We start from the raw sequence: 20,548 nt of genomic DNA, 5'->3' as shown, positions 1-20,548 counted from the left end.
GGGTTCATCATTTTTATCCCCGCTGACGAGGGGTTTCTATGGGGTACAGAGAACCAATGTAGATCATCATGGGCAATCGGCCCGGTCAACCCAACATGCTTTTGGCGAATGCCGGAGCATAGGGCGGGCGTGCTTATAATGCGCACGAACTTTGAGGGGGCAGAGAGGATGCTGTTACGTGGCCTGACCTGGCTGGTGCTGTTTCAATTGATCGGCACTGCGCTCAATCATCTGCTGTTGCCGGTATTGCCGGGGCCGATCATCGGCCTGCTGCTGATGCTCGGCTTCCTGATCTGGCGCGGCGAAGTCAGCGAGCCGCTGAGCCTGGCGGCCGGCAGCCTGCTGCGGTATTTGCCGTTGCTGCTGGTGCCGCCGGCCGTGGGCGTGATGGTGTATGCCAAGGACATCGTTGCCGACTTCTGGGCCATCGTCGGCGCGCTGGTGCTGTCGCTGGTCATCGCGATGGGGGTTGTCGGCGTGCTGATGGAACAGATGGTCCGGCGCAAGGAGAAGAATCAATGATGTTCGACTGGCAGGGCGCCTGGGTGGCCGTCATTCATCACCCGTTGTTCGGTATCGGCATTACCCTGGGCGCCTATCAGCTGGTACTGGCGGCGTTCGAGAAAACCCGCTGGATTTTCCTGCAGCCGGTGCTGGTCTCCATGTTGCTGGTAATTGGCGTGTTGCTGATCTGCGGCCTGAGCTACGCCGAATACCGCAAGAGCACCGAGATCATGGGCGTTCTGCTGGGGCCGGCGACGGTGGCCCTGGCGGTGCCGCTTTACCTGAACCTGCGACGGATTCGCCAATTGTTCTGGCCGATTTTTACTACGCTGGTGATAGGCGGGGTGTTGGCCACCGGCCTGTGCGTGTTGTTGGGCTGGTGGTTCGGTGCCGAGCACAGGGTGCTGATGACCATGGCGCCCAAGTCGGTGACGTCGCCGATTGCGATGTTGGTGGCCGAGCAGATCGGTGGGGTGGCGGCATTGGCCGCCGTGTTCGTGCTGATCACCGGGGTGGCCGGCGCGATGATCGGCCCGGCGTTCCTGTCGCGCCTGGGTGTCTACAGCCCCGAGGCGCGCGGCATGGCCCTGGGCATGACGGCCCACGCTGTCGGCACCTCGGTGGCCCTGCAGGAAAGCGAAGAATGCGGCGCCTTTGCGGCGCTGGCCATGAGTTTGATGGGCGTGGCCACGGCAGTGTTCCTGCCGCTGGCTGTGTCGGTGATCGTTTAAACCGGGTTTAAGGAAACCTTTATGAGTCTGGCGCTGTTTCCACTCAACACCGTGCTGTTCCCTGGTTGCACCCTCGATTTGCAACTGTTCGAGGCGCGTTACCTGGACATGATCAGTCGCTGCATGAAAAAGGGCGAAAGCTTCGGTGTGGTGTGCATTCTCGATGGCAAGGAAGTCGGCCTGGCCCCGGATGGCTATGCGCTGATCGGCTGCGAAGCGCTGATCCGCGACTTTAAACAACAGGATAACGGCCTGCTGGGGATTCGCGTCGAGGGCGGGCGGCGTTTTCGCGTGCGCGATGCCCAGGTGCAGAAGGACCAGTTGCTGGTGGCCGAGGTGCAATGGCTGGAAGAGCTGCCGGACCAGCCGCTGGAAGAAGAAGATGCCGACCTGCTGGCGCTGCTGCAGGCATTGGCCGAGCACCCGATGGTCGCTGCGCTGGATATGGACGCCCATGCCGAGGGCCAGCAGGCCCTGAGTCATCAGTTGGCGTATCTGCTGCCGTTCACCGAGGCGGATAAAGTCGACCTGTTGCAACTCGACGATCCGCAGCAGCGGCTGGATGCGATCCAGATGTTGCTGGATGAATTGCAAGGTGAATTGTTCACCTGAACTTCGGACTTTCCTGGCGGGGTTTTCAGACTTTGTTTGGTCGCTTCCTGGGCCCCCGACCCGCACTATTTTCCGATCACACCCCAATGATCGGAGATGACCATGCTTCAGCTGACACCCTCGGAACAAGTCGCCTGGGACGCGTATTTTGTCAGCGTGACCACCCACCTGCTCCAGCACGATCCCACGCGGGGCGCGCAATACATCGCCGAGCACGCCGCCGACATTGCCGATGAAATGCTGCTGGAACGACGCGAGCGTTGTGTTGAACGTCGCAGCGCGTCGGTGGACTGGATTGGCCCGGCCAAAGGTCAGTAGGCGTACCTGAGCAGCGCGTGGGACGTACCGGTAAACGCGATAAAGCCGAGCACCGCCACCACCACGGGCAAGACCAGCCACCAGGCTTTTTGCGTCATCGGCGGCAACGGGCTGCGGTATTGGATAAGGGTGAGGCTCAATGCGCACACGCTCATGGCCAAGAGCGTACCGGCCAGGATATCCGTAGGCCAGTGAGCGCCCAGGTAGACCCGCGACAACGCGATGAACGCGGCAGGTATGCAGCCCAGCAGCAGCCAGGTCAGGCGCAGTCGCGTGGGTTGGCCTCGGCCGGCCAGTACCGCCAGGGCCAGGAAGAACGCAAACGCGCCGGAGGCATGGCCGCTGGGCATGCTGAAACTGGTGAGGGGGTCGGTCAGGATCTCCGGGCGCCCGCGGGCGAAGAAGAGCTTGGTGCCGGTATTGATCACGGCGGCGCCCGCCAGCGTGGCGCCGACGAATATGGCATGACGCCACTGTCGCGCCAGCAACAACAGGCCGGTAAACACCGCGCTGGCGACGAACATTTTCTTGAATTCGCCCAACTGGGTGATCCGCACCATCACCTCGTCGAGCCACGGGCTGCGATGCTCCTGCACCAATGCGCTCAGGCCCTGGTCGAAATCGTTGAGATGCGAGTAGCCGATAAACAGCGCGACCAGCAACGTCAGGCTGGCGCAGCCGGTCCACAGGGTGGCTCGACGATGGCCGCGCAAGCTGCTGTTCAAGCTCAGCCCCAGCAGTGCTGCCAGGCAGGCCGCGACAATCGCCGCTTCCGGCCAGAAACCTTCGGGCAGGGGCAGGCGGAACGCAGCACCGGCAGCCCAGCCCGGCAACAGATAAGCCACCGACCAACCCGCCGCCGCGATAACGCTCACGATCGCGAAGCGCGGGAACGGCATGTCGCACATGCCGGCGACCATTGGCAGCATGGGGCGCAACGGGCCGATGAAGCGCCCGACCAGCAGGCTGGCGATGCCGTACTTATGGAAGTAGGTTTGCGCGCCATCCATCCACTCCGGATGGTGACGCAGGCCGGGCAGACGCCGGATATTCTGATGGAAATGTCGGCCCAGGTAGTAGGAAACCCCGTCGCCCAATAAACCGCCAAGGAAGCCCAGCAGCAGGGTGTCACTCAACGACAGCGCGCCGCTGCCGGCGAGCGCGGCAATCGCAAACAGCAGCACCGTGCCCGGCACGATCAGCCCGGCGATGGCCAGGCATTCCACGCACGCGACGATAAACACCGCCGCCGCCAGCCATTGTGGGTTGAGGGTCAGCCAGCCGGTAATGCTATCGAGCCATTGGCCCATACAATCCACTCCATCAAGTGTGGGAGGGGGCGCTTGCCCCCTCCCACATTAAAATCTCTGTGCGACAGGTATCGATTCCAGCCGGTTCAGTCTGTTCAGATCAAAAAATAATCGCGGCCTTCGACCTGCCCGCGCCGCAGCGGGTTCCGTGTGCAATAAGGCGCATAGCCAGCATCGACGAAGCGGTACATCAAATGCTCATCGCGTCCACTGGGAATGCCCAGCCGTGTGGTCTGGATAATCTGCGTGGGCACCTGGCCCACGTCCTCGACATACAACTGTTCCTGATCGAAGCGCTTGGCATCCCACATCGGCACCTTCAGGCCCAGCGCCTTGCACAGCAGCGTCTGGCCCGCACAGAGTTTCTGCGAGGAGCGCGGGCTACCGTCGGGGTTGGGGTTGTTCAACAGCATTTGCGCCAGGCTCGCCGGCCCGGACACCTCATCGACCCAGGGATAGGCCGATTTGATCAGCACGGCATTGCCCGGGCCATGGGCGCTGAAGTTCAGCGAATCACCGCCACGGGCGTAGTACATGTAGATATGCCCACCATCCAGAAACAAAGCCTTACGCTTTTCTGTGTAGCCGAGTGAAGCGTGACTGCCTTTTTCGGCCACGTAATAGGCTTCGGTTTCGATAATGCGCGCGCAAAGCCAGGTTTCGCCGACACGATGGCGAATGACTTTTCCCAGCAGTTCTTGCGCGAGCAACTGGGCGTCACGGTCGAAGAAGCTGTCGGGGAGGGCGCGGGTGGGGCGTTCGGGCGTCATTGTGGGCATAACGTTCAGGGTTATTACGGCTAAATGTGACGGAATCATAACAACTCTCACCTTAATTACCGCTGAACCCCAGGTTTTTACAGTTCATTTCGACCATCCGCCCCTCACCGCTGTCAGTCAGGCGGCGTCACAGCTATAATCTGCCGCTTTCCTCTTTGCCAAGACTTCCTGACCCATGACTGAGTCCGTTCTTGACTACATGACCCGCCTGGGTCGCGCTGCCCGTCAGGCCTCGCGGTTGATCGCCCGTGCGAGCACTGCGCAGAAGAACCGTGCCCTGCTGGCCGCCGCCGATGCTCTGGATGCTGCGCGCTCCGAGTTGGCCGCCGCCAACGACCAGGACCTGGCCAACGGCCGCGCCAATGGCCTGGAACCGGCCCTGCTGGATCGTCTGGCACTGACCCCGGCGCGTATCGACGACATGATCGAAGGCTTGCGTCAGGTGGCCAAGTTGCCTGACCCCATCGGTGAAATTCGCGATATGCGTTACCTGCCGTCCGGCATTCAGGTCGGCAAGATGCGCGTCCCCCTGGGTGTGATCGGCATCATCTACGAGTCGCGTCCGAACGTGACCATCGACGCCGCGAGCCTGTGTCTGAAGTCGGGCAACGCCACCATCCTGCGCGGCGGTTCCGAGGCGATCCATTCCAACCGTGCCATCGCGGCCTGCATCCAGCAGGGCCTGGCCGTGGCCGAGTTGCCCGCCGAGGTGGTGCAAGTGGTGGAAACCACCGACCGCGCAGCGGTTGGCGCGCTGATTACCATGCCCGAGTTCGTTGACGTGATCGTGCCCCGTGGCGGCAAGAGCCTGATCGAGCGCGTCAGCCGCGACGCCAAGGTGCCGGTGATCAAGCACCTGGACGGCGTGTGCCACGTCTTTATCGACATCGCCGCCGACCTCGACAAGGCGATCCGCATCGCCGACAACGCCAAGACCCATCGCTACGCACCGTGCAACACCATGGAAACCCTGCTGGTGCACGCCGGCATTGCCGATCGCGTGCTGCCGCCGCTGGCCGCCATTTACCGCGACAAGGGCGTGGAGTTGCGCGGTTGCGAGCGTACCCGTGCGCTGCTGGGCGCGGACGTGATCGAGGCAACCGAGCAGGACTGGTACACCGAATACACGGCGCCGATCCTGTCGATCCGCATTGTCGACGACCTGGACCAGGCCATCGAACACATCAATACCTACGGCTCCAAGCACACCGACGCCATCGTCTCCGAGCATTTCAGCGATGCCCGGCGTTTCCTCAATGAAGTGGATTCCGCTTCGGTGATGATCAATGCCTCGACGCGCTTTGCCGATGGTTTCGAGTACGGCCTGGGGGCGGAAATCGGCATTTCCACCGACAAGCTCCACGCACGCGGCCCGGTCGGCCTGGAAGGCCTGACCAGCGAGAAGTACGTGGTGTTCGGCGACGGTCACGTGCGCACTTGATGGCTAAACGCATCGGGCTGCTCGGCGGTACTTTCGACCCCGTGCACATCGGCCATTTGCGCAGTGCCCTGGAAGTCGCGGATGCCCTGGCGTTGGATGAATTGCGCCTGATGCCCAATTTTCGGCCGCCCCACCGCGATACGCCGCAGGTGTCCGCGCAGCAGCGCCTGGAAATGGTGCGCGTTGCGGTGGAGGGCATAGCACCACTGGTGATGGATGATCGCGAGCTCAAGCGCGATAAACCGTCCTACACTGTCGATACCCTGGAGCTGATGCGCGCCGAGTTGGCCGCCGATGACCAGTTGTTTCTGCTTTTGGGCTGGGACGCATTTTGCGGCCTGCCCTCTTGGCACCGCTGGGAGGAACTCCTCCAGCATTGCCACATCCTGGTTCTGCAACGCCCGGATGCCGACAGCGAACCGCCGGATGCCTTGCGCAACCTGCTGGCTGCGCGGTCGGTAAGTGACCCCTTGGCCCTGACCGGGCCGAACGGGAATATTGCATTCGTCTGGCAGACCCCGCTTGCGGTGTCCGCCACCCAGATCCGTCAACTGCTGGCCAGCGGTAAGTCGGTACGTTTCCTGGTGCCTGACGCGGTCCTGGCCTACATCGATGCGCACGGGCTTTACCGTGCGTCGAACTGAAAAGGCGCGCTTGTCGCTACGTACCATCGTGCAGCGAGCGCCCGAACATACGAGCAAAACGAGTTTTATATGACGAACAAAGACGTAAGCAAAGTTAAGCGCAAAGGCACCTTCAAAAGCGCACCGCTGCCGGTAGAAGCCCACGTTGGCCCGGAACTGGCTGGCGAAGAGCTGGTAAAAGTCGCCGTGGCGGCCCTGGAAGACGTGAAAGCCCAGGACATCCAGGTGCTGGACGTACGCGACAAGCAGAGCATCACCGACTACATGATCATCGCCACCGGTACCTCCAACCGCCAGATCGGCGCGATGCTGGACAAGGTGCGCGAAGCCGTCAAAGCCCAGGGCGTGAAGCCGCTGGGTGAAGAAGGCAAGGGCGACAGCGACTGGGTGCTGCTGGACATGGACGACGTGATCGTGCACATGATGACCTCCAACGCCCGTCAGTTCTACGACCTGGAGCGTCTGTGGAAAGGCGCCGAGCAGAGCCGTGCCGCCGATGGCAAGCACCACAGCCCGGAAGTGGGCCATGCGCACTTCGACAAGCTCAACAAAGACCAGGAATAAGGAACGGCTGTGCGCCTGCGTCTGATCGCTGTCGGTTCACGCATGCCCAAGTGGGTGGAAGAGGGCTGGCACGAGTATGCCAAGCGCCTGCCTGCCGAGCTTTCGCTTGAGCTGGTGGAAATACCGCTCAATACCCGGGGCAAGAACGCCGACGTGGCGCGCTTTATCCGTCAGGAAGGCGAAGCCATGTTGGCCAAGGTCGGCCCCAACGAGCGCATCGTCACTCTTGAAGTGCACGGCAAGCCCTGGAGCACCGAGCAGTTGGCGGTGGAACTGGACCGCTGGCGCCTGGATTCGCGCACCGTCAACTTCATGGTCGGCGGTCCCGAAGGGCTGGCGCCGGAAGTCTGTGCGCGGGCCGATCAGCGCTGGTCGCTGTCGGCGCTCACGCTGCCGCACCCGTTGGTAAGGATCCTGATCGGTGAACAGCTGTATCGCGCCTGGACAGTTCTGTCCGGGCACCCTTATCACAAATAATCTGCGCCATTGTCGATGACCCAGCCAATCCGCATCAAGGACCACGAGAAGGACGCACGTCTTGTACGCGCGCGCGTGGTGTTTGGCGCGATCATGGTGGTGGCGTTGATTGGTGTGCTGATCGCCCGTCTGTATTACCTGCAGGTGATCCAGTACGAGTATCACTCCACCTTGTCGGAAAACAATCGGGTGCATGTGCAGCCGATCCCGCCGACCCGTGGGCTGATTTTCGACCGCAATGGCGTGGTGGTGGCGGATAACCGGCCCAGCTTCAGCCTGAGCATGACCCGCGAGCGTTCCGGTGACTGGCAGCAAGTGCTCGATGTGATTGTCGAAGTGCTGCAGCTGACGCCGGAAGACCGGGGGATTTTCGAGAAACGCATGAAGCAGGGGCGCCGGCCTTTCGAGCCGGTGCCGATCCTGTTCGAGCTCAACGAAGAGCAGATCGCGCGGATCGCAGTGAACCAGTTCCGCCTGCCCGGCGTGGAAGTGGTGGCGCAGTTGGTGCGGCATTACCCGCAGGGGCCGCACTTTGCCCACTCGGTCGGCTATATGGGGCGCATCAACGAGAAAGAGCTGAAAAGCCTCGATCCGGTCAATTACAGCGGCACCCATCACATCGGCAAAACCGGCATCGAGCGTTTCTACGAGCCCGAACTGCACGGCCAGGTGGGTTACGAAGAGGTCGAGACCAACGCCCGTGGCCGCGTGCTGCGCGTGCTCAAGCGCACTGACCCATTGCCGGGCAAGGACATCGTGCTGAGCCTGGACATCAAGTTGCAGGAAGCCGCCGAAATGGCGCTGGGCGGTCGTCGCGGTGCGGTGGTGGCGCTGGACCCGAAGACTGGCGAAGTCCTGGCCATGGTCAGCCAGCCGAGTTTCGACCCCAACCTGTTCGTGACCGGTATCAGCTTCAAGGCCTACGCCGAGTTGCGCGACTCCATCGACCGGCCGCTGTTCAACCGGGTGCTGCGCGGCCTGTATCCGCCGGGGTCGACCATCAAGCCGGCGGTGGCGATTGCCGGCCTGGATTCGGGGGTGGTCACCGCGTCGAGCCGGGTCTATGACCCCGGCTATTACATGCTGCCCAACTACGATCACAAATACCGTAACTGGAACCGCTCCGGTGACGGCTATGTCGACCTGGACACCGCCATCATGCGCTCCAACGACACCTACTTTTATGACCTGGCCCACAAGCTGGGGATCGATCGCCTGGCGGCCTACATGGGCAAGTTCGGCCTCGGTCAGAAGGTCTCCCTGGACATGTTCGAAGAGTCTCCCGGCCTGATGCCGTCGCGCGAATGGAAGCGCGCGACGCGCCGCCAGGCGTGGTTCCCCGGCGAAACCCTGATCCTCGGCATTGGCCAGGGCTATATGCAGGCCACCCCGCTGCAACTGGCCCAGGCAACGGCGCTGGTGGCGAACAAGGGCGTGTGGAACCGGCCGCACCTGGCCAGGACCATCGAAGGTGAGAAACCGGTGGATGAGAACCCGATCCCCGACATCGTGCTGCGCGACCCGTCCGACTGGGCCAAGGTCAATCACGGCATGCAGCAGGTGATGCATGGCGCTCGCGGCACCGCACGCAAGGCGGCGCTCGGCGCGCAATACCGCATCGCCGGCAAGAGCGGTACCGCTCAGGTGGTCGCGATCAAGCAGGGTGAAAAATATGACCGCTCCAAGGTGCAGGAGCGCCACCGCGACCACGCCTTGTTTGTCGGCTTTGCCCCTGCCGATGACCCGAAAATCGTGGTGGCGGTGATGGTGGAGAACGGCGAGTCCGGCTCCGGTGTGGCCGCGCCTGTGGTGCGCCAGATCATGGATGCCTGGCTGCTGGCCCCCGACGGCAAGCTCAAGCCCGAATATGGCGGCCCCCCTTCAAGCCCCGAGGTTACGGCCCGTGAAGAGTAATTTTGACCGCATCCTCTCCAGTGAAGATGTGATGCGTCGCCGTGCGACGTTGCTGCAACGCATGCACATTGATGGCCCGTTGCTGGTGCTGCTGCTGATACTGGCGGCTGGCAGTCTGTTCGTGCTGTATTCGGCCAGCGGCAAGAACTGGGACCTGCTGATCAAGCAAGCGTCGTCATTCGGCCTGGGCCTGTTGTCGATGGTGGTGATCGCCCAGCTCGAGCCGCGTTTCATGGCGCGCTGGGTGCCGCTGGGTTATGTCGCCGGAGTGTTGCTGCTGGTGGTGGTGGACGTGATGGGTCACAACGCCATGGGCGCGACCCGCTGGATCAACATTCCGGGGGTGATTCGCTTCCAGCCGTCGGAATTCATGAAAATCCTGATGCCGGCCACCATCGCCTGGTACCTGTCCAAGCGCACCTTGCCGCCACAGCTCAAGCATGTGGGGATCAGCCTGGTCCTGATCGGCGTGCCGTTCATTCTTATCGTGCGCCAGCCGGACCTCGGCACTTCGTTGCTGATCCTGGCGGGCGGCGCGTTCGTGCTGTTCATGGGCGGCCTGCGCTGGCGCTGGATTCTCAGCGTGCTGGCCGCTGCCGTGCCGGTGGCGGTGGCCATGTGGTTCTTCTTTATGCACGACTACCAGAAGCAGCGGATCCTGACGTTCCTCGACCCCGAAAGCGACCCGCTGGGTACGGGCTGGAACATCATCCAGTCCAAGGCCGCCATCGGCTCCGGCGGCGTGTTCGGCAAGGGCTGGCTGCTGGGTACCCAATCGCACCTGGACTTTTTGCCCGAAAGCCACACCGACTTCATTATCGCGGTGATGGGCGAAGAGTTCGGCCTGGTAGGCATTTGTGCGCTGCTGCTGATCTATTTGCTGTTGATCGGGCGCGGGCTGGTGATTACCGCACAGGCGCAGACGCTGTTCGGCAAGTTGCTGGCCGGCAGTCTGACCATGACGTTTTTTGTTTATGTTTTCGTCAACATCGGTATGGTCAGTGGCCTGCTGCCGGTGGTTGGGGTGCCGTTGCCATTCATTAGCTACGGCGGAACTTCGCTGGTGACATTGCTGTCAGCGTTTGGGGTTTTGATGTCGATTCATACGCATCGCAAATGGATCGCTCAGGTTTGAATAAGGTGAAGATGTCAATGCAAGTAATGCGCGGCTGGGCCACTCGGCATGCGTCCTGGATGGGCCTGATTGGGCTGCTGGGCGCCACGCAGGAGGCGCAGGCCGGTGACTACGATGGCTCACCTCAGGTCGCCGAATTCGTCGGTGAGATGACCCGCGACTACGGTTTCGCCGGTGAACAGCTGATGGGCGTGTTTCGCGAAGCCCGCAAGAAGCAGGCGATCCTCGACGCCATCTCGCGCCCGGCCGAGCGGGTCAAGCAGTGGAAGGAATATCGCCCGATGTTCCTCACCGACGCCCGCGTGGCCCGGGGCGTGGACTTCTGGCGCCAGCACGAGGCGGTATTGGCCCGCGCCGAGCAGGAATACGGCGTGCCGGCCCAGGTCATCGTCGCGATCATCGGCATTGAAACCTTCTACGGGCGCAACACCGGCAGTTACCGGGTGATCGACGCGTTGTCGACCCTGGGCTTCGATTACCCGCCGCGCGCCGAGTTCTTCCGCAAGGAGCTGCGCGAATTCCTGCTGCTGGCCCGCGAAGAACAGGTCGACCCGATGACCCTCAAGGGCTCGTACGCCGGGGCGATGGGCTTGCCGCAGTTCATGCCGAGCAGCTTTCGCGCCTACGCGGTGGATTTCGACGGCGACGGGCATATCAATATCTGGAGCAACCCCGACGATGCCATCGGCAGCGTGGCCAGCTACTTCAAGCGTCACGGCTGGGTGGGCGGAGAACCGGTGGTGGTCCGCGCCGATGTGACGGGCGAGCGCGCCGATGAAGGCCTGACCCAGGGTATCGACCCGGTGAAGACCGTCGGGGAGTTGCGAGCGCTGGGCTGGTCGAGTCAGAATGCGCCACGTGATGATATGCCGGTGACGGCGTTCCGCCTCGAAGGTGAAAATGGCCCGGAATACTGGATGGGCCTGAAGAATTTCTACGCAATCACGCGTTATAACCGCAGTGTGATGTACGCCATGGCCGTGCATCAGCTGTCAGACGAGCTGGTTCAAGCACGGGGCAACAAGTAATGCGGGTATCGCCGTTCAAAAAACCGCTCAAGCTGGTGGCGTTCGCCGCGTTGTCCCTGCTGGTCGCCAGTTGCTCCACGACGCCGAATCGAGCGCCAGCCAAGAAGGCCGGCGGCGCGGTGGTTCGCGCCCAGCCGGGCCTGGACATCAACCGTGCGCACAAGGACGGCGCGCCGTGGTGGGATGTGGATGTGTCCAAGATCCCGGATGCCACGCCAACCCTGCACTCCGGCCCCTACAAGGCCAACCCCTATACCGTGCTGGGCAAGAATTACTTCCCGCTGCAGGAATCCAGGACCTACGTGCAGTCGGGCACGGCGTCCTGGTACGGCACCAAGTTCCACGGCCAGAACACCGCCAACGGCGAAGTGTATGACCTGTACGGCATGAGTGCGGCGCACAAGACCCTGCCGCTGCCCAGCTACGTGCGCGTGACCAACCTGGACAACAACCGCACCGTGATCCTGCGGGTCAACGACCGTGGGCCGTTCTATTCGGACCGGATCATCGACCTCTCCTATGCCGCTGCGAAGAAACTCGGTTACGCCGAAATCGGTACCGCACGGGTGAAAGTCGAAGGCATCGACCCGGCGCAGTACTGGGCCCAGCGTGGCAAGCCGGCGCCGTTGATGCTCAACGAGCCGCAAACCCCGCAACCGCAAGTGACGGCGTCGACCGGCAAGATCGAACAATGGACACCGCCGCCGGCGCAGCATGCTCCGGACACCGTGGTCGTGCCCCATGCGGCGCCCGGTGCCTCCAAGGTGGGCGGGCAGTACCTGCAGGTGGGCGCTTTCGCCAACCCGGATGCGGCAGAACTGTTAAGGTCCAAGCTCAGCGGCATGGTCAGCGCGCCGGTGTTCATCAGCTCCATCGTGCGTAACCAGCAGACCCTGCACCGTGTGCGCATGGGGCCGATCGGCTCGCCGAGCGAGGTTGCGCAAGTGCAGAACAGCGTGCGCCTGGCTAACCTGGGGCAACCCAGCGTAGTGACCGCGGAATAAAGCAATACAGGATTGAAGGTTCAGGCGCGTGCGCGTGCCCGGGCCCTGGTTGTTGGCTCGTTGAACAATAAAAACCCAGGGGCAAGGGGTGAGCGGGCAACCGAACACGTGACAGTCTGGAAGCGGGCTGTCTGAATAGTTTTGCCCGCGAGGGCAAGTTTCCATAAGCAATTTCGAGAGACGGATGAACATCACCACCTTAGCCAAACGTACGTGCCTGCTTATCTCGCTGATCATCACCCCGGCCGCCTGGGCGGTTGAGATGGTGCCGGCTTCCCCGCAACTGGCCGCCAAGGCCTGGGTCCTCATGGATGCCGCCAGTGGCAACGTGCTGGTCGAAAACGGTGGTGACGTGCGTCTGCCGCCTGCCAGCCTGACCAAGCTGATGACCGCCTACATCGCGACCCTGGAAATCCGTCGCGGCCAGATCGGCGAGAACGATCCGGTGACCGTCAGCGAAAACGCCTGGCGTACCGGTGGTTCGCGGATGTTCATCAAGGTCGGCTCGCAGGTCACTGTCAGCGACCTGCTGCACGGCATCATCATCCAGTCCGGCAACGACGCCAGCGTAGCCCTGGCCGAACACATCGCCGGCAGCGAAGATGCGTTCGCCGACATGATGAACAAGACGGCCGGCGACCTGGGCATGACCAACAGCCACTTCATGAACCCGACCGGCCTGCCGAACCCGGAGCATTATTCGTCGGCTCACGACATGGCAATCCTGGCCCGCGCGATCATCCGTGTCGACCCGGTGCACTACGCGATCTACTCCCAGAAGGAGTTCTTCTGGAACAACATCAAGCAGCCTAACCGCAACCTGTTGCTGTGGCGCGACAAGACCGTCGACGGCCTGAAAACCGGTCACACCGACGAAGCCGGCTACTGCATGGTGTCGTCCGCCGTACGTGATGGCCAGCGCCTGATCGCCGTGGTCTTCGGCACCAACAGCGAGCAGGCCCGTGCGGCCGAGACGCAAAAACTGCTGACCTACGGCTTCCGCTTCTTCGAAACCCAGACCTTCTACCAGAAGGGCACCGAGCTTGCGACCGCACCGGTATGGAAGGGCGCGACCTCCCAGGTCAAGGCCGGCCTGGCCGATGACCTGACCCTGACCATGCCTAAAGGCCAGCTGAAAAAGCTCGCTGCCAGCATGACCCTGAACCCGCAACTGGTTGCGCCAATCGCCAAGGGTGATGTGATCGGTAAGGTTGAAGTCAAGCTGGACGACAAGGTGGTGCACAGCGCCGACCTGATCGCACTGGACGCCGTCGACGAAGGTGGTATCTTCCGCCGCGTGTGGGATAGCATCCGTCTATTCTTCTACGGCTTGTTCAACTGATTGTGTGCACCTGCAAAGCCCCGCGTTGATCCGGCGCGGGGCTTTGCCGTCGCCACGGCTTACCGCTTACGAGGCCGTTCTGCCATGACCGATAAAGAAGTAAAGGCGCCAAAGATCGAATTCCCGGTGACGGATTATCCCATCAAGGTGATCAGCGATACCGGCGTAGGTCGCAAAGACACAATTCTTGAGATTGTGCGCAAACACGCGACGATCAACGACAACCGTGTGGACGAACGTTCCAGCTCCACGGGTAAGTACACGACGATCCAGTTGCACATCGTTGCGACGGATCAGGACCAGCTCTACAACATCAACAGCGAACTGCGGGCTACCGGCTTCGTGCACATGGTGCTGTGATGTCGCACGTCCTGGGCGTTCGCGAGCTCGGCCGGATGGACTACGAGCCCGTCTGGCACGCCATGCAGCGCTTCACCAACGAGCGCGGCAGCGCGGCAGCGGATGAAATCTGGCTGGTCGAGCACCCGCCGGTGTTCACCCAGGGCCAGGCCGGCAAGGCTGAGCATCTGCTGCTGCCGGGTGATATTCCGGTGGTGCAGGTCGACCGAGGGGGTCAAGTGACTTACCATGGGCCTGGCCAACTGGTTGCCTACCTGTTGCTGGATGTGCGCAAGTTGGGGTTTGGTGTACGTGATCTGGTCAGCCGCATGGAGGCTTGCCTGATCGAGCTGCTGGCCAGTTACGGCGTGACCGCCGCGGCCAAGCCCGATGCACCAGGTGTGTATGTGGATGGCGCGAAAATCGCCTCCCTCGGATTGCGTATCCGGCACGGTTGTTCCTTTCATGGCCTGGCCCTGAATGTGGACATGGACCTGGCCCCGTTCCGACGGATCAACCCGTGCGGTTATGCGGGGCTGGCGATGACCCAGTTGAGCGACCATGCAACACCCATAGAATTTGCCGAGGTAAGTGCCCGGCTGCGCGCGCAGCTCGTCAAACACCTCGACTATGCTGAGCAGACGACCCTGACGGGCGGAATCGATTGATATGACTACTGATGTTGTGCAAACCATGATCCCGACGCTGGACATCACCGAGCGTCCAGCCCCGGCCCCGCGTGCCAAGGTGGAAGCCGGCGTCAAGCTGCGCGGCGCCGAGAAGGTTGCACGCATCCCGGTGAAGATCATTCCGACCACCGAACTGCCGAAAAAGCCTGACTGGATTCGCGTGCGTATTCCGGTCTCGCCGGAAGTCGACCGTATCAAGGCGCTGCTGCGCAAACACAAGCTGCACAGCGTGTGCGAAGAAGCGTCGTGCCCGAACCTGGGTGAATGCTTCTCCGGCGGTACTGCCACCTTCATGATCATGGGTGACATCTGCACCCGTCGTTGCCCGTTCTGCGACGTGGGCCACGGCCGGCCGAAGCCGCTGGACGTCAACGAGCCGCAAAGCCTGGCCATCGCCATCGCCGACCTGAAACTCAAATACGTGGTGATCACCTCGGTCGACCGTGACGACTTGCGTGACGGCGGCGCCCAGCACTTTGCCGACTGCATTCGCGAAATCCGCAAGCTGTCGCCCAACGTGATGCTCGAAACCCTGGTGCCCGACTACCGCGGTCGCATGGACGTGGCGCTGGAAATCACCGCCGCCGAGCCGCCGGATGTGTTCAACCACAACCTGGAAACCGTGCCGCGCCTGTACAAGGCTGCGCGTCCGGGTTCGGATTACCAGTGGTCGCTGACCCTGCTGCAGAAGTTCAAGCAGATGATGCCGCACATTCCGACCAAGTCCGGCCTGATGCTGGGCCTGGGCGAAACCGACGAAGAAGTCATCGAAGTCATGAAGCGCATGCGCGAGCATGACATTGACATGCTGACCCTGGGCCAATACCTGCAACCGTCCCGCAGCCACTTGCCGGTGCAACGTTTCGTGCACCCGGACACCTTCGCCTGGTTCGCCGAGGAAGGTTACAAGATGGGCTTCAAGAACGTCGCATCGGGCCCGCTGGTACGGTCTTCGTATCACGCCGATGAGCAGGCCAAGCTGGTCAAGGCGAGCCTGGTTTCGTAACACTGGCCTGTGCAACACCGCAGGTCCGATGTGGGAGGGGGCTTGCCCCCGATTGCGGTGTGACAGTCAATACATGAGTGACTGATACATCGCCATCGGGGGCAAGCCCCCTCCCACATTTCGTTATGCGTCATATTAGGGAGAATTGTGCATGACTGCCGCCGTACCTGCATTGCGCCTCGAAGGCACCATTGGCCTGATCGCCCCCGCCGGTCCTGCTGCGCTGGACGTCGAAAAAGCCGGGCAATGGATGCGCACCCGTGGCTATGAACTGCGAATTTTCCCCGGTGTGTATGAACGCGACGGCTACCTGGCCGGCAGCGATCAAGTGCGTCTGAACGACCTTCACGCCGCCTTCGCCGACCCCGAAATCGATGCCATCTTCTGCCTGCGCGGCGGCTACGGTTCGCCACGTTTACTTGATGCACTGGACTTCGACCTGCTGCGCGCCAACCCCAAGCCTTTCGTCGGCTACAGCGATATCACCGCCTTGCACCTGGCCATCAACCGCTATGCCGGCTTCGTCACATTCCACGGGCCGATGCTCAATGCAGACCTGCTCGGTGACAAGCAACCCCCTACCGAGTCCTCGCTGTTCAGCCTGTTGCGTGGCCAGTTGGGCGCCGGCAGTGTGCTCGCGCACCCGGTGGCCTACCCCTTGACCACGATCGAGCCAGGCATCGCCTGCGGGCGCTTGCTGGGCGGTAACTTATCGATGATTGCGGCGGTGATGGGCACCGCTTATGAAGTTGACGCTGAAGGCATCATCCTGTTTATCGAGGACGTCAACGAGCCGCTCTATCGCATCGACCGCTTGCTGACGCATCTGCGCCTGGCGGGCAAACTGGATCAGATTGCGGGAGTGTTGGTGGGGGATGTGGCCGGTGTGGATCAGGTGGCGCTTGAACGACTGTTGAAACAGACCTTCGAACCGCTGTGCGTTCCGGTGCTGGCTGGTTGGCGCAGCGGGCACTGCGACCCGAACCTGACGCTGCCGATGGGCGCGCTGGTGCGGTTGGATGCGGGGGAACAGCGGGTGGTGTTGGAGCAGGATGTGGTGTTCAACCCTTGAAATAATCGTCGACTGCTAAACCGCTATCGGGGGCAAGCCCCCTCCCACATTTGACTGCATTCCAAAGGGTGTACAGGGTCCAATTGTGGGAGGGGGCTTGCCCCCGATGACGGTAGTCGCCATACGCCAATCTATAGGCCCTGCACCGCCTCCAGCAACTTCACCGTCGGATACCCATCCGCCGGCCAGCCCAACGCTTGCTGCGCCGCCCGAATCGCCTTGCGTGTGTTGGCGCCGATGATCCCGTCGGCATTGCCCGCGTCATAGCCTTTGGCGCTGAGCGCCGTCTGCAGGTCGATACGTTGCGAGCGGCTCAGCGGCAGCTCATCCTTTGGCCAGCTCCCGCGAATCACTCCACCGCCACCAAAGCGCTCCGACAGCAGGCCAACGGCCAGCGCATAGGACGACGAATTGTTGTACTTGAGGATCGCACGGAAGTTATCCAGCACCAGGAATGCCGGGCCACGGTAGCCGGCCGGCAGCAGCAGGGCGGCGGACAGCTGCTCGACGTTGGCCGGCAGGCTCACGCCGGGCGGCAGTTGGATGCCCAGTTTGAGCCATTCGGCGACGGTCTTGCGGATGCCACCATCGGCCAGGGAATAGTCGAAGCCCGAGGGCAGTTGCTGCACCTCGACGCCCCACGGCTGGCCTTTCTGCCACCCGGAGCTTTGCAGGTAATGGGCGGTGGAGGCGAGGGCGTCACCCGGGCTGTTCCAGATATCGCGGCGACCGTCACCGTCGAAATCCACCGCGTGGGTGTTGTAGGTGGTGGGGATGAATTGGGTCTGGCCCATCGCACCGGCCCAGGAGCCTTTCATCTGGTCGGCCGGGATATCGCCGTGCTGGATGATCTGCAACGCCGCCAGCAGTTGCGCCTGTGCAAACGCCGGGCGGCGGCCTTCATAGGCCAGGGTCGCGAGGGAGCGGATCACCGAGTTATTGCCCTGGAACTGGCCGAAGTTGCTTTCCATGCCCCACACCGAGACCAGTGCCTGGCGATCAACGCCGTAACGCTCCTCGATGCGCTGCAGGATATCGGCGTATTTGACCAGCAACGCCTGGCCGTTGCGCACGCGCAGCGGCGACAGCGCGCCATCGATGTATTCCCACACCGGACGGGAAAACTCCGGCTGGCTGCGGTCGGCGCGAATCACGGCCATGTCCGGGCTGACGCCGGCGAAGGCGTTATCGAAGACTTGCGCCGTGATCCCGGCTTGCAGGGCCTGTGCACGGAACCCGGCCTGCCATTCGGCGAAGGTCTGGGTCGGTTGGATGTTCAGGTTGTCCACCGCCAGCGGCGCCACGACGGCAGGCGCGACGGCCGGTGCGGTCTTGAGCGCGGGCAGGGGTTGAGCGTCCGCGGCGGTGGGTTTTTCCGCGCAGGCGACTAGCAGAATGAGGCTGGAGGCAGCAATCAACTGGCGAAGGTGCCAGCGACGGGAAAGACTAGAGGGCATGCACAGGTCCAGGGGGTTACAAATCCAGTGCAGACCTTATCATGCCAGAGGGGCGCTTGCCTTCAGGCAGCCACAAAGTAAGAAGCCTCCCAGCTGTCAGACTGGAAGGCTTCGCGGCGGTAGCTGCCTTTGCCCTTGCCGGCGCGTTCCTGACGGCTGCGGAACAGTGGCTGGGCGATGATGGATTTGGCCTTGTTCGGGCCATGCTTGGATGGCTTTTTGCTCATGGTCGGTCTCTCGCTGGATGGATGGAGCGGGGAAAATAATCTGCCTAAGTAGCGGTGCTGTAAAGCCCGAAAATTGTAAACGCAATCAAAATGTGGGAGGGGGCTTGCCCCCGATTGCGGTGTGTCAGTCACCTGATGAATTGACTGGTCCACCGCTATCGGGGGCAAGCCCCCTCCCACATTGTTGCGCGGTGTTACTGATGGACAGGTTACTCGGCAGGCAACGCCAGGCGCTGGCCGGCCATCAGCAGCGACAAGCGGCTCAGGCTCATCCAGGGCGAACCGGCCGCCTGGCCCTTGATCTGTGCATCGATGCGCTGCGCTTCCAGCAACAGTTGCGCCCAGCGTTGCGCCGAGTGCCGTTGCAGGGCCTTGCTCATCAGGGGCTTGCGCTTGTCCCACACCGGCGGCCGGGCCTGGCTGAAGCATTTGTCCAGCGGCGTGCCCTGGCTGTATTGCAAGGCAATGTTGGCCAGTACCCGCAGTTCCCGGGCCAGGGCCCAGAGAATCACCGGCGGTTCCACACCCTCGCCACGCAGCCCCTCGAGCATGCGCAGGGCGTGAGCGGGTTCACCGTTGAGTATCGCGTCCACCAGCCCGAAAACATCAAAGCGCGCACTGTCAGCCACCGCGCCCTGCACGGTTTCGACGGTGATCTGCCCCTCTTCGGCCATCAGCTTGAGCTTTTCGATCTCCTGGGCGGCGGCAAGCAGGTTGCCTTCGACCCTGGCGGCGATCAGCTCGACGGCCTCTTGCGTGGCCGCCATCCCCGCCTGTGACAGGCGTTGGCGAATCCACTGCGGCAGCTGGCTGCTGTCCACCGGCCAGATCTGAACGAACTGGGTCTGCGGGCCTTCCACCAGCGCCTTGCCCCATTTGGTTTTCTGCGCACTGCCATCCAGCTTGGGCAGGCTGATCAGCAACACCGTATCTTCAGCAGGGCGCGAGCAATATTCGATCAACGCTGCCGCGCCTTTATCGCCCGGCTTGCCCGAGGGCAGGCGCAGTTCCAGCAGGCGTTTTTCGGCAAACAGCGACATGCTCGCGCCGGCTTGCAGCAACGTTCCCCAGTCGAAACTGGCGTCGGCACTGAACACCTGGCGTTCATCGAAACCTTGCTGGCGCGCCGCCGAGCGAATGGCGTCGGCTGCTTCCTGACACAGCAACGGGTCATCGCCGCTGACGATATAGACAGGCGCGAGGCCACCTTGCAGGTGTTTGGCGAGTTGGGCGGGGGCGAGCTTCATAGGCAGGGCGAACGGGGCGCCAGCAGCGCCCCGTTTGGCTTACTCGACAGGTACTTCAACAGGCGACTGTTTCGGCGTGTTGTCTTCATACTCTTGCGCAGCCTTCAGGGCATCGGCGTCAGCCTTGGCCTTGTTGTCGGCGATCTGCTGCAACTCCGCCAGTTTTTCCGGGGTGAGCAGTTGCAGGCGAGTCATCATGCGCTGAACCAGCTCACGACGCATTTCCTTGCGGACCTGGAGGGTCTCGGAGTCCGAACCCACCAGGTTGTTGCCGTCGTGGCTCACAACTTTCTGCACCTGGATCTTGTCGCCCATCAGCGGCAAGTTATCGCGGCCCTGTACTTCGAAGCTGACGGTGGTGGCCAACTCGATGTCGGACGCGCGGCCGGCACTGGCGTAGCTGATGTTGCGCTGGGTTTCGCGCTCATCGACCAGGTTCAGCTTGTAGGTAGCGCCGGTATAGACATGCACGCCGGCGTTTTCCAGGCTCTGGCGCAGCTGAGTCACGGTTTCGCCATAGGCGTTACGCGCGCTGACGTCGAGTTCCTTGAGCGACAATTCATTGGTGCCGGTGCCGCGCAGCTGGAAGCCGCAAGCGCTCAACAGAACGGCCAGGCCCATTACCAGCAGATTGCGTTTGATCATGTTGTTGCTCCCCTTGAAACCAGGCGGGCCTTATCGAGGCCCTGAAGGTTTAGTTCGGCGCAG

General features: G+C 62.3%; 23 protein-coding genes. 17 read left to right on the top strand and 6 right to left on the bottom strand.

Features of this window, described 5'->3' with window-relative positions:
* Positions 1 to 168: 168 nt before the first annotated feature.
* The 4 genes from CIB54_RS09490 (at position 169) to CIB54_RS09475 (ending at position 2,165) form a co-directional block, all read left to right on the top strand.
* Positions 169 to 522, top strand: coding sequence for a CidA/LrgA family protein (locus CIB54_RS09490; RefSeq protein ID WP_065952048.1), 354 nt, complete (start codon positions 169 to 171; stop codon positions 520 to 522).
* Positions 519 to 1,235, top strand: coding sequence for an LrgB family protein (locus CIB54_RS09485; RefSeq protein WP_065952049.1), 717 nt, complete (start codon positions 519 to 521; stop codon positions 1,233 to 1,235). The genes CIB54_RS09490 and CIB54_RS09485 overlap by 4 nt, the downstream gene beginning before the upstream one ends.
* Positions 1,236 to 1,256: 21 nt before the next feature.
* Positions 1,257 to 1,847: an LON peptidase substrate-binding domain-containing protein gene (locus CIB54_RS09480; RefSeq protein ID WP_065952050.1), complete on the top strand. Its 591-nt coding sequence runs from the start codon at positions 1,257 to 1,259 to the stop codon at positions 1,845 to 1,847.
* A gap of 102 nt (positions 1,848 to 1,949) precedes the next feature.
* Entirely contained in the window at positions 1,950 to 2,165 is a 216-nt protein-coding gene (locus CIB54_RS09475) for a hypothetical protein (protein ID WP_065952214.1), read from the top strand.
* Here the strand turns inward: CIB54_RS09475 and CIB54_RS09470 are convergent.
* Together CIB54_RS09470 and CIB54_RS09465 are read right to left on the bottom strand one after the other, a co-directional pair.
* Entirely contained in the window at positions 2,159 to 3,475 is a 1,317-nt protein-coding gene (locus tag CIB54_RS09470) for a bifunctional DedA family/phosphatase PAP2 family protein (protein WP_101219643.1), read from the bottom strand. The two genes, CIB54_RS09475 and CIB54_RS09470, sit on opposite strands and share 7 nt — an antisense overlap.
* Before the next feature lie 95 nt (positions 3,476 to 3,570).
* A complete protein-coding gene (locus CIB54_RS09465) occupies positions 3,571 to 4,254 on the bottom strand; it encodes a DNA-3-methyladenine glycosylase (RefSeq protein ID WP_065952052.1) in 684 nt (227 codons plus the stop codon).
* A 175-nt stretch (positions 4,255 to 4,429) separates the two neighbouring features.
* Here CIB54_RS09465 and CIB54_RS09460 point away from each other — a divergent pair, with 175 nt between their 5' ends.
* The 13 genes from CIB54_RS09460 to CIB54_RS09400 all read left to right on the top strand — a co-directional run bounded on the left by CIB54_RS09460 (position 4,430) and on the right by CIB54_RS09400 (position 16,909).
* Positions 4,430 to 5,695 carry a glutamate-5-semialdehyde dehydrogenase gene (locus tag CIB54_RS09460; RefSeq protein ID WP_101219641.1) on the top strand — a complete coding sequence of 422 codons (1,266 nt, stop codon included), beginning with the start codon at positions 4,430 to 4,432 and terminating at the stop codon, positions 5,693 to 5,695.
* Positions 5,695 to 6,339 (top strand): nicotinate-nucleotide adenylyltransferase, encoded by a 645-nt coding sequence (nadD, locus tag CIB54_RS09455; RefSeq protein WP_065952054.1) that lies wholly within the window; start codon positions 5,695 to 5,697, stop codon positions 6,337 to 6,339. Before CIB54_RS09460 ends, nadD begins: the two co-directional genes overlap by 1 nt.
* A gap of 69 nt (positions 6,340 to 6,408) precedes the next feature.
* Entirely contained in the window at positions 6,409 to 6,903 is a 495-nt protein-coding gene (rsfS, locus tag CIB54_RS09450) for a ribosome silencing factor (RefSeq protein WP_003237041.1), read from the top strand.
* A 9-nt stretch (positions 6,904 to 6,912) separates the two neighbouring features.
* The gene (rlmH, locus tag CIB54_RS09445; RefSeq protein ID WP_003176297.1) at positions 6,913 to 7,380 is read left to right on the top strand and encodes a 23S rRNA (pseudouridine(1915)-N(3))-methyltransferase RlmH; all 468 of its coding nucleotides are present in this window, start codon (positions 6,913 to 6,915) and stop codon (positions 7,378 to 7,380) included.
* Between the two features lie 15 nt (positions 7,381 to 7,395).
* Positions 7,396 to 9,294, top strand: a complete 1,899-nt coding sequence (mrdA, locus tag CIB54_RS09440; RefSeq protein WP_065952055.1) for a penicillin-binding protein 2 — start codon at positions 7,396 to 7,398, stop codon at positions 9,292 to 9,294.
* Positions 9,295 to 9,325: 31 nt separating this feature from the next.
* Entirely contained in the window at positions 9,326 to 10,429 is a 1,104-nt protein-coding gene (rodA, locus tag CIB54_RS09435; protein WP_065952056.1) for a rod shape-determining protein RodA, read from the top strand.
* Between the two features lie 17 nt (positions 10,430 to 10,446).
* Entirely contained in the window at positions 10,447 to 11,457 is a 1,011-nt protein-coding gene (gene mltB, locus CIB54_RS09430) for a lytic murein transglycosylase B (RefSeq protein ID WP_065952057.1), read from the top strand.
* A complete protein-coding gene (locus tag CIB54_RS09425; protein WP_065952058.1) occupies positions 11,457 to 12,461 on the top strand; it encodes a septal ring lytic transglycosylase RlpA family protein in 1,005 nt (334 codons plus the stop codon). Before mltB ends, CIB54_RS09425 begins: the two co-directional genes overlap by 1 nt.
* 184 nt (positions 12,462 to 12,645) lie before the next feature.
* The gene (locus CIB54_RS09420) at positions 12,646 to 13,803 is read left to right on the top strand and encodes a D-alanyl-D-alanine carboxypeptidase family protein (RefSeq protein ID WP_065952059.1); all 1,158 of its coding nucleotides are present in this window, start codon (positions 12,646 to 12,648) and stop codon (positions 13,801 to 13,803) included.
* An 84-nt stretch (positions 13,804 to 13,887) separates the two neighbouring features.
* Positions 13,888 to 14,163, top strand: a complete 276-nt coding sequence (locus tag CIB54_RS09415) for a DUF493 domain-containing protein (RefSeq protein ID WP_065886843.1) — start codon at positions 13,888 to 13,890, stop codon at positions 14,161 to 14,163.
* Positions 14,163 to 14,810 (top strand): lipoyl(octanoyl) transferase LipB, encoded by a 648-nt coding sequence (lipB, locus tag CIB54_RS09410; protein WP_065952060.1) that lies wholly within the window; start codon positions 14,163 to 14,165, stop codon positions 14,808 to 14,810. Before CIB54_RS09415 ends, lipB begins: the two co-directional genes overlap by 1 nt.
* A gap of 25 nt (positions 14,811 to 14,835) precedes the next feature.
* Positions 14,836 to 15,837, top strand: a complete 1,002-nt coding sequence (gene lipA, locus CIB54_RS09405; protein ID WP_162276339.1) for a lipoyl synthase — start codon at positions 14,836 to 14,838, stop codon at positions 15,835 to 15,837.
* A 151-nt stretch (positions 15,838 to 15,988) separates the two neighbouring features.
* A complete protein-coding gene (locus CIB54_RS09400) occupies positions 15,989 to 16,909 on the top strand; it encodes a S66 peptidase family protein (RefSeq protein WP_101219639.1) in 921 nt (306 codons plus the stop codon).
* 131 nt (positions 16,910 to 17,040) lie between these two features.
* On the opposite strand, the gene CIB54_RS09395 is transcribed toward CIB54_RS09400, so the two are convergent.
* From CIB54_RS09395 to lptE, 4 genes are all read right to left on the bottom strand, one after another.
* Positions 17,041 to 18,366 (bottom strand): lytic murein transglycosylase, encoded by a 1,326-nt coding sequence (locus CIB54_RS09395; protein WP_101219637.1) that lies wholly within the window; start codon positions 18,364 to 18,366, stop codon positions 17,041 to 17,043.
* Positions 18,367 to 18,428: 62 nt separating this feature from the next.
* On the bottom strand, positions 18,429 to 18,593 hold the full coding sequence (arfA, locus tag CIB54_RS09390; RefSeq protein WP_065952063.1) for an alternative ribosome rescue factor ArfA: 165 nt from the start codon (positions 18,591 to 18,593) through the stop codon (positions 18,429 to 18,431).
* A gap of 209 nt (positions 18,594 to 18,802) precedes the next feature.
* A complete protein-coding gene (gene holA / locus CIB54_RS09385; protein ID WP_101219635.1) occupies positions 18,803 to 19,840 on the bottom strand; it encodes a DNA polymerase III subunit delta in 1,038 nt (345 codons plus the stop codon).
* 39 nt (positions 19,841 to 19,879) lie between these two features.
* Positions 19,880 to 20,485, bottom strand: a complete 606-nt coding sequence (gene lptE / locus CIB54_RS09380) for an LPS-assembly lipoprotein LptE (protein WP_065952065.1) — start codon at positions 20,483 to 20,485, stop codon at positions 19,880 to 19,882.
* Between the last annotated feature and the right edge of the window lie 63 nt (positions 20,486 to 20,548).

Origin of the sequence: Pseudomonas fluorescens (assembly GCF_002837185.1) — a bacterium.
Lineage (GTDB): Bacteria > Pseudomonadota > Gammaproteobacteria > Pseudomonadales > Pseudomonadaceae > Aquipseudomonas > Aquipseudomonas fluorescens_AM.
The sequence above is the reverse complement of the archived record's forward strand: the minus strand, read 5'-3'. Positions and strand labels throughout refer to the sequence as shown.

Coding starts and splice junctions, on each gene's coding strand:
- CIB54_RS09490 (WP_065952048.1), top strand. CDS start 169: ATGCTGTTACGTGGCCTGACCTGGCTGGTGCTGTTTCAATTGATCGGC.
- CIB54_RS09485 (WP_065952049.1), top strand. CDS start 519: ATGATGTTCGACTGGCAGGGCGCCTGGGTGGCCGTCATTCATCACCCG.
- CIB54_RS09480 (WP_065952050.1), top strand. CDS start 1,257: ATGAGTCTGGCGCTGTTTCCACTCAACACCGTGCTGTTCCCTGGTTGC.
- CIB54_RS09475 (WP_065952214.1), top strand. CDS start 1,950: ATGCTTCAGCTGACACCCTCGGAACAAGTCGCCTGGGACGCGTATTTT.
- CIB54_RS09470 (WP_101219643.1), bottom strand. CDS start 3,475: ATGGGCCAATGGCTCGATAGCATTACCGGCTGGCTGACCCTCAACCCA.
- CIB54_RS09465 (WP_065952052.1), bottom strand. CDS start 4,254: ATGCCCACAATGACGCCCGAACGCCCCACCCGCGCCCTCCCCGACAGC.
- CIB54_RS09460 (WP_101219641.1), top strand. CDS start 4,430: ATGACTGAGTCCGTTCTTGACTACATGACCCGCCTGGGTCGCGCTGCC.
- nadD (WP_065952054.1), top strand. CDS start 5,695: ATGGCTAAACGCATCGGGCTGCTCGGCGGTACTTTCGACCCCGTGCAC.
- rsfS (WP_003237041.1), top strand. CDS start 6,409: ATGACGAACAAAGACGTAAGCAAAGTTAAGCGCAAAGGCACCTTCAAA.
- mrdA (WP_065952055.1), top strand. CDS start 7,396: ATGACCCAGCCAATCCGCATCAAGGACCACGAGAAGGACGCACGTCTT.
- rodA (WP_065952056.1), top strand. CDS start 9,326: ATGCGTCGCCGTGCGACGTTGCTGCAACGCATGCACATTGATGGCCCG.
- mltB (WP_065952057.1), top strand. CDS start 10,447: ATGCAAGTAATGCGCGGCTGGGCCACTCGGCATGCGTCCTGGATGGGC.
- CIB54_RS09425 (WP_065952058.1), top strand. CDS start 11,457: ATGCGGGTATCGCCGTTCAAAAAACCGCTCAAGCTGGTGGCGTTCGCC.
- CIB54_RS09420 (WP_065952059.1), top strand. CDS start 12,646: ATGAACATCACCACCTTAGCCAAACGTACGTGCCTGCTTATCTCGCTG.
- CIB54_RS09415 (WP_065886843.1), top strand. CDS start 13,888: ATGACCGATAAAGAAGTAAAGGCGCCAAAGATCGAATTCCCGGTGACG.
- lipB (WP_065952060.1), top strand. CDS start 14,163: ATGTCGCACGTCCTGGGCGTTCGCGAGCTCGGCCGGATGGACTACGAG.
- lipA (WP_162276339.1), top strand. CDS start 14,836: ATGATCCCGACGCTGGACATCACCGAGCGTCCAGCCCCGGCCCCGCGT.
- CIB54_RS09400 (WP_101219639.1), top strand. CDS start 15,989: ATGACTGCCGCCGTACCTGCATTGCGCCTCGAAGGCACCATTGGCCTG.
- CIB54_RS09395 (WP_101219637.1), bottom strand. CDS start 18,366: ATGCCCTCTAGTCTTTCCCGTCGCTGGCACCTTCGCCAGTTGATTGCT.
- arfA (WP_065952063.1), bottom strand. CDS start 18,593: ATGAGCAAAAAGCCATCCAAGCATGGCCCGAACAAGGCCAAATCCATC.
- holA (WP_101219635.1), bottom strand. CDS start 19,840: ATGAAGCTCGCCCCCGCCCAACTCGCCAAACACCTGCAAGGTGGCCTC.
- lptE (WP_065952065.1), bottom strand. CDS start 20,485: ATGATCAAACGCAATCTGCTGGTAATGGGCCTGGCCGTTCTGTTGAGC.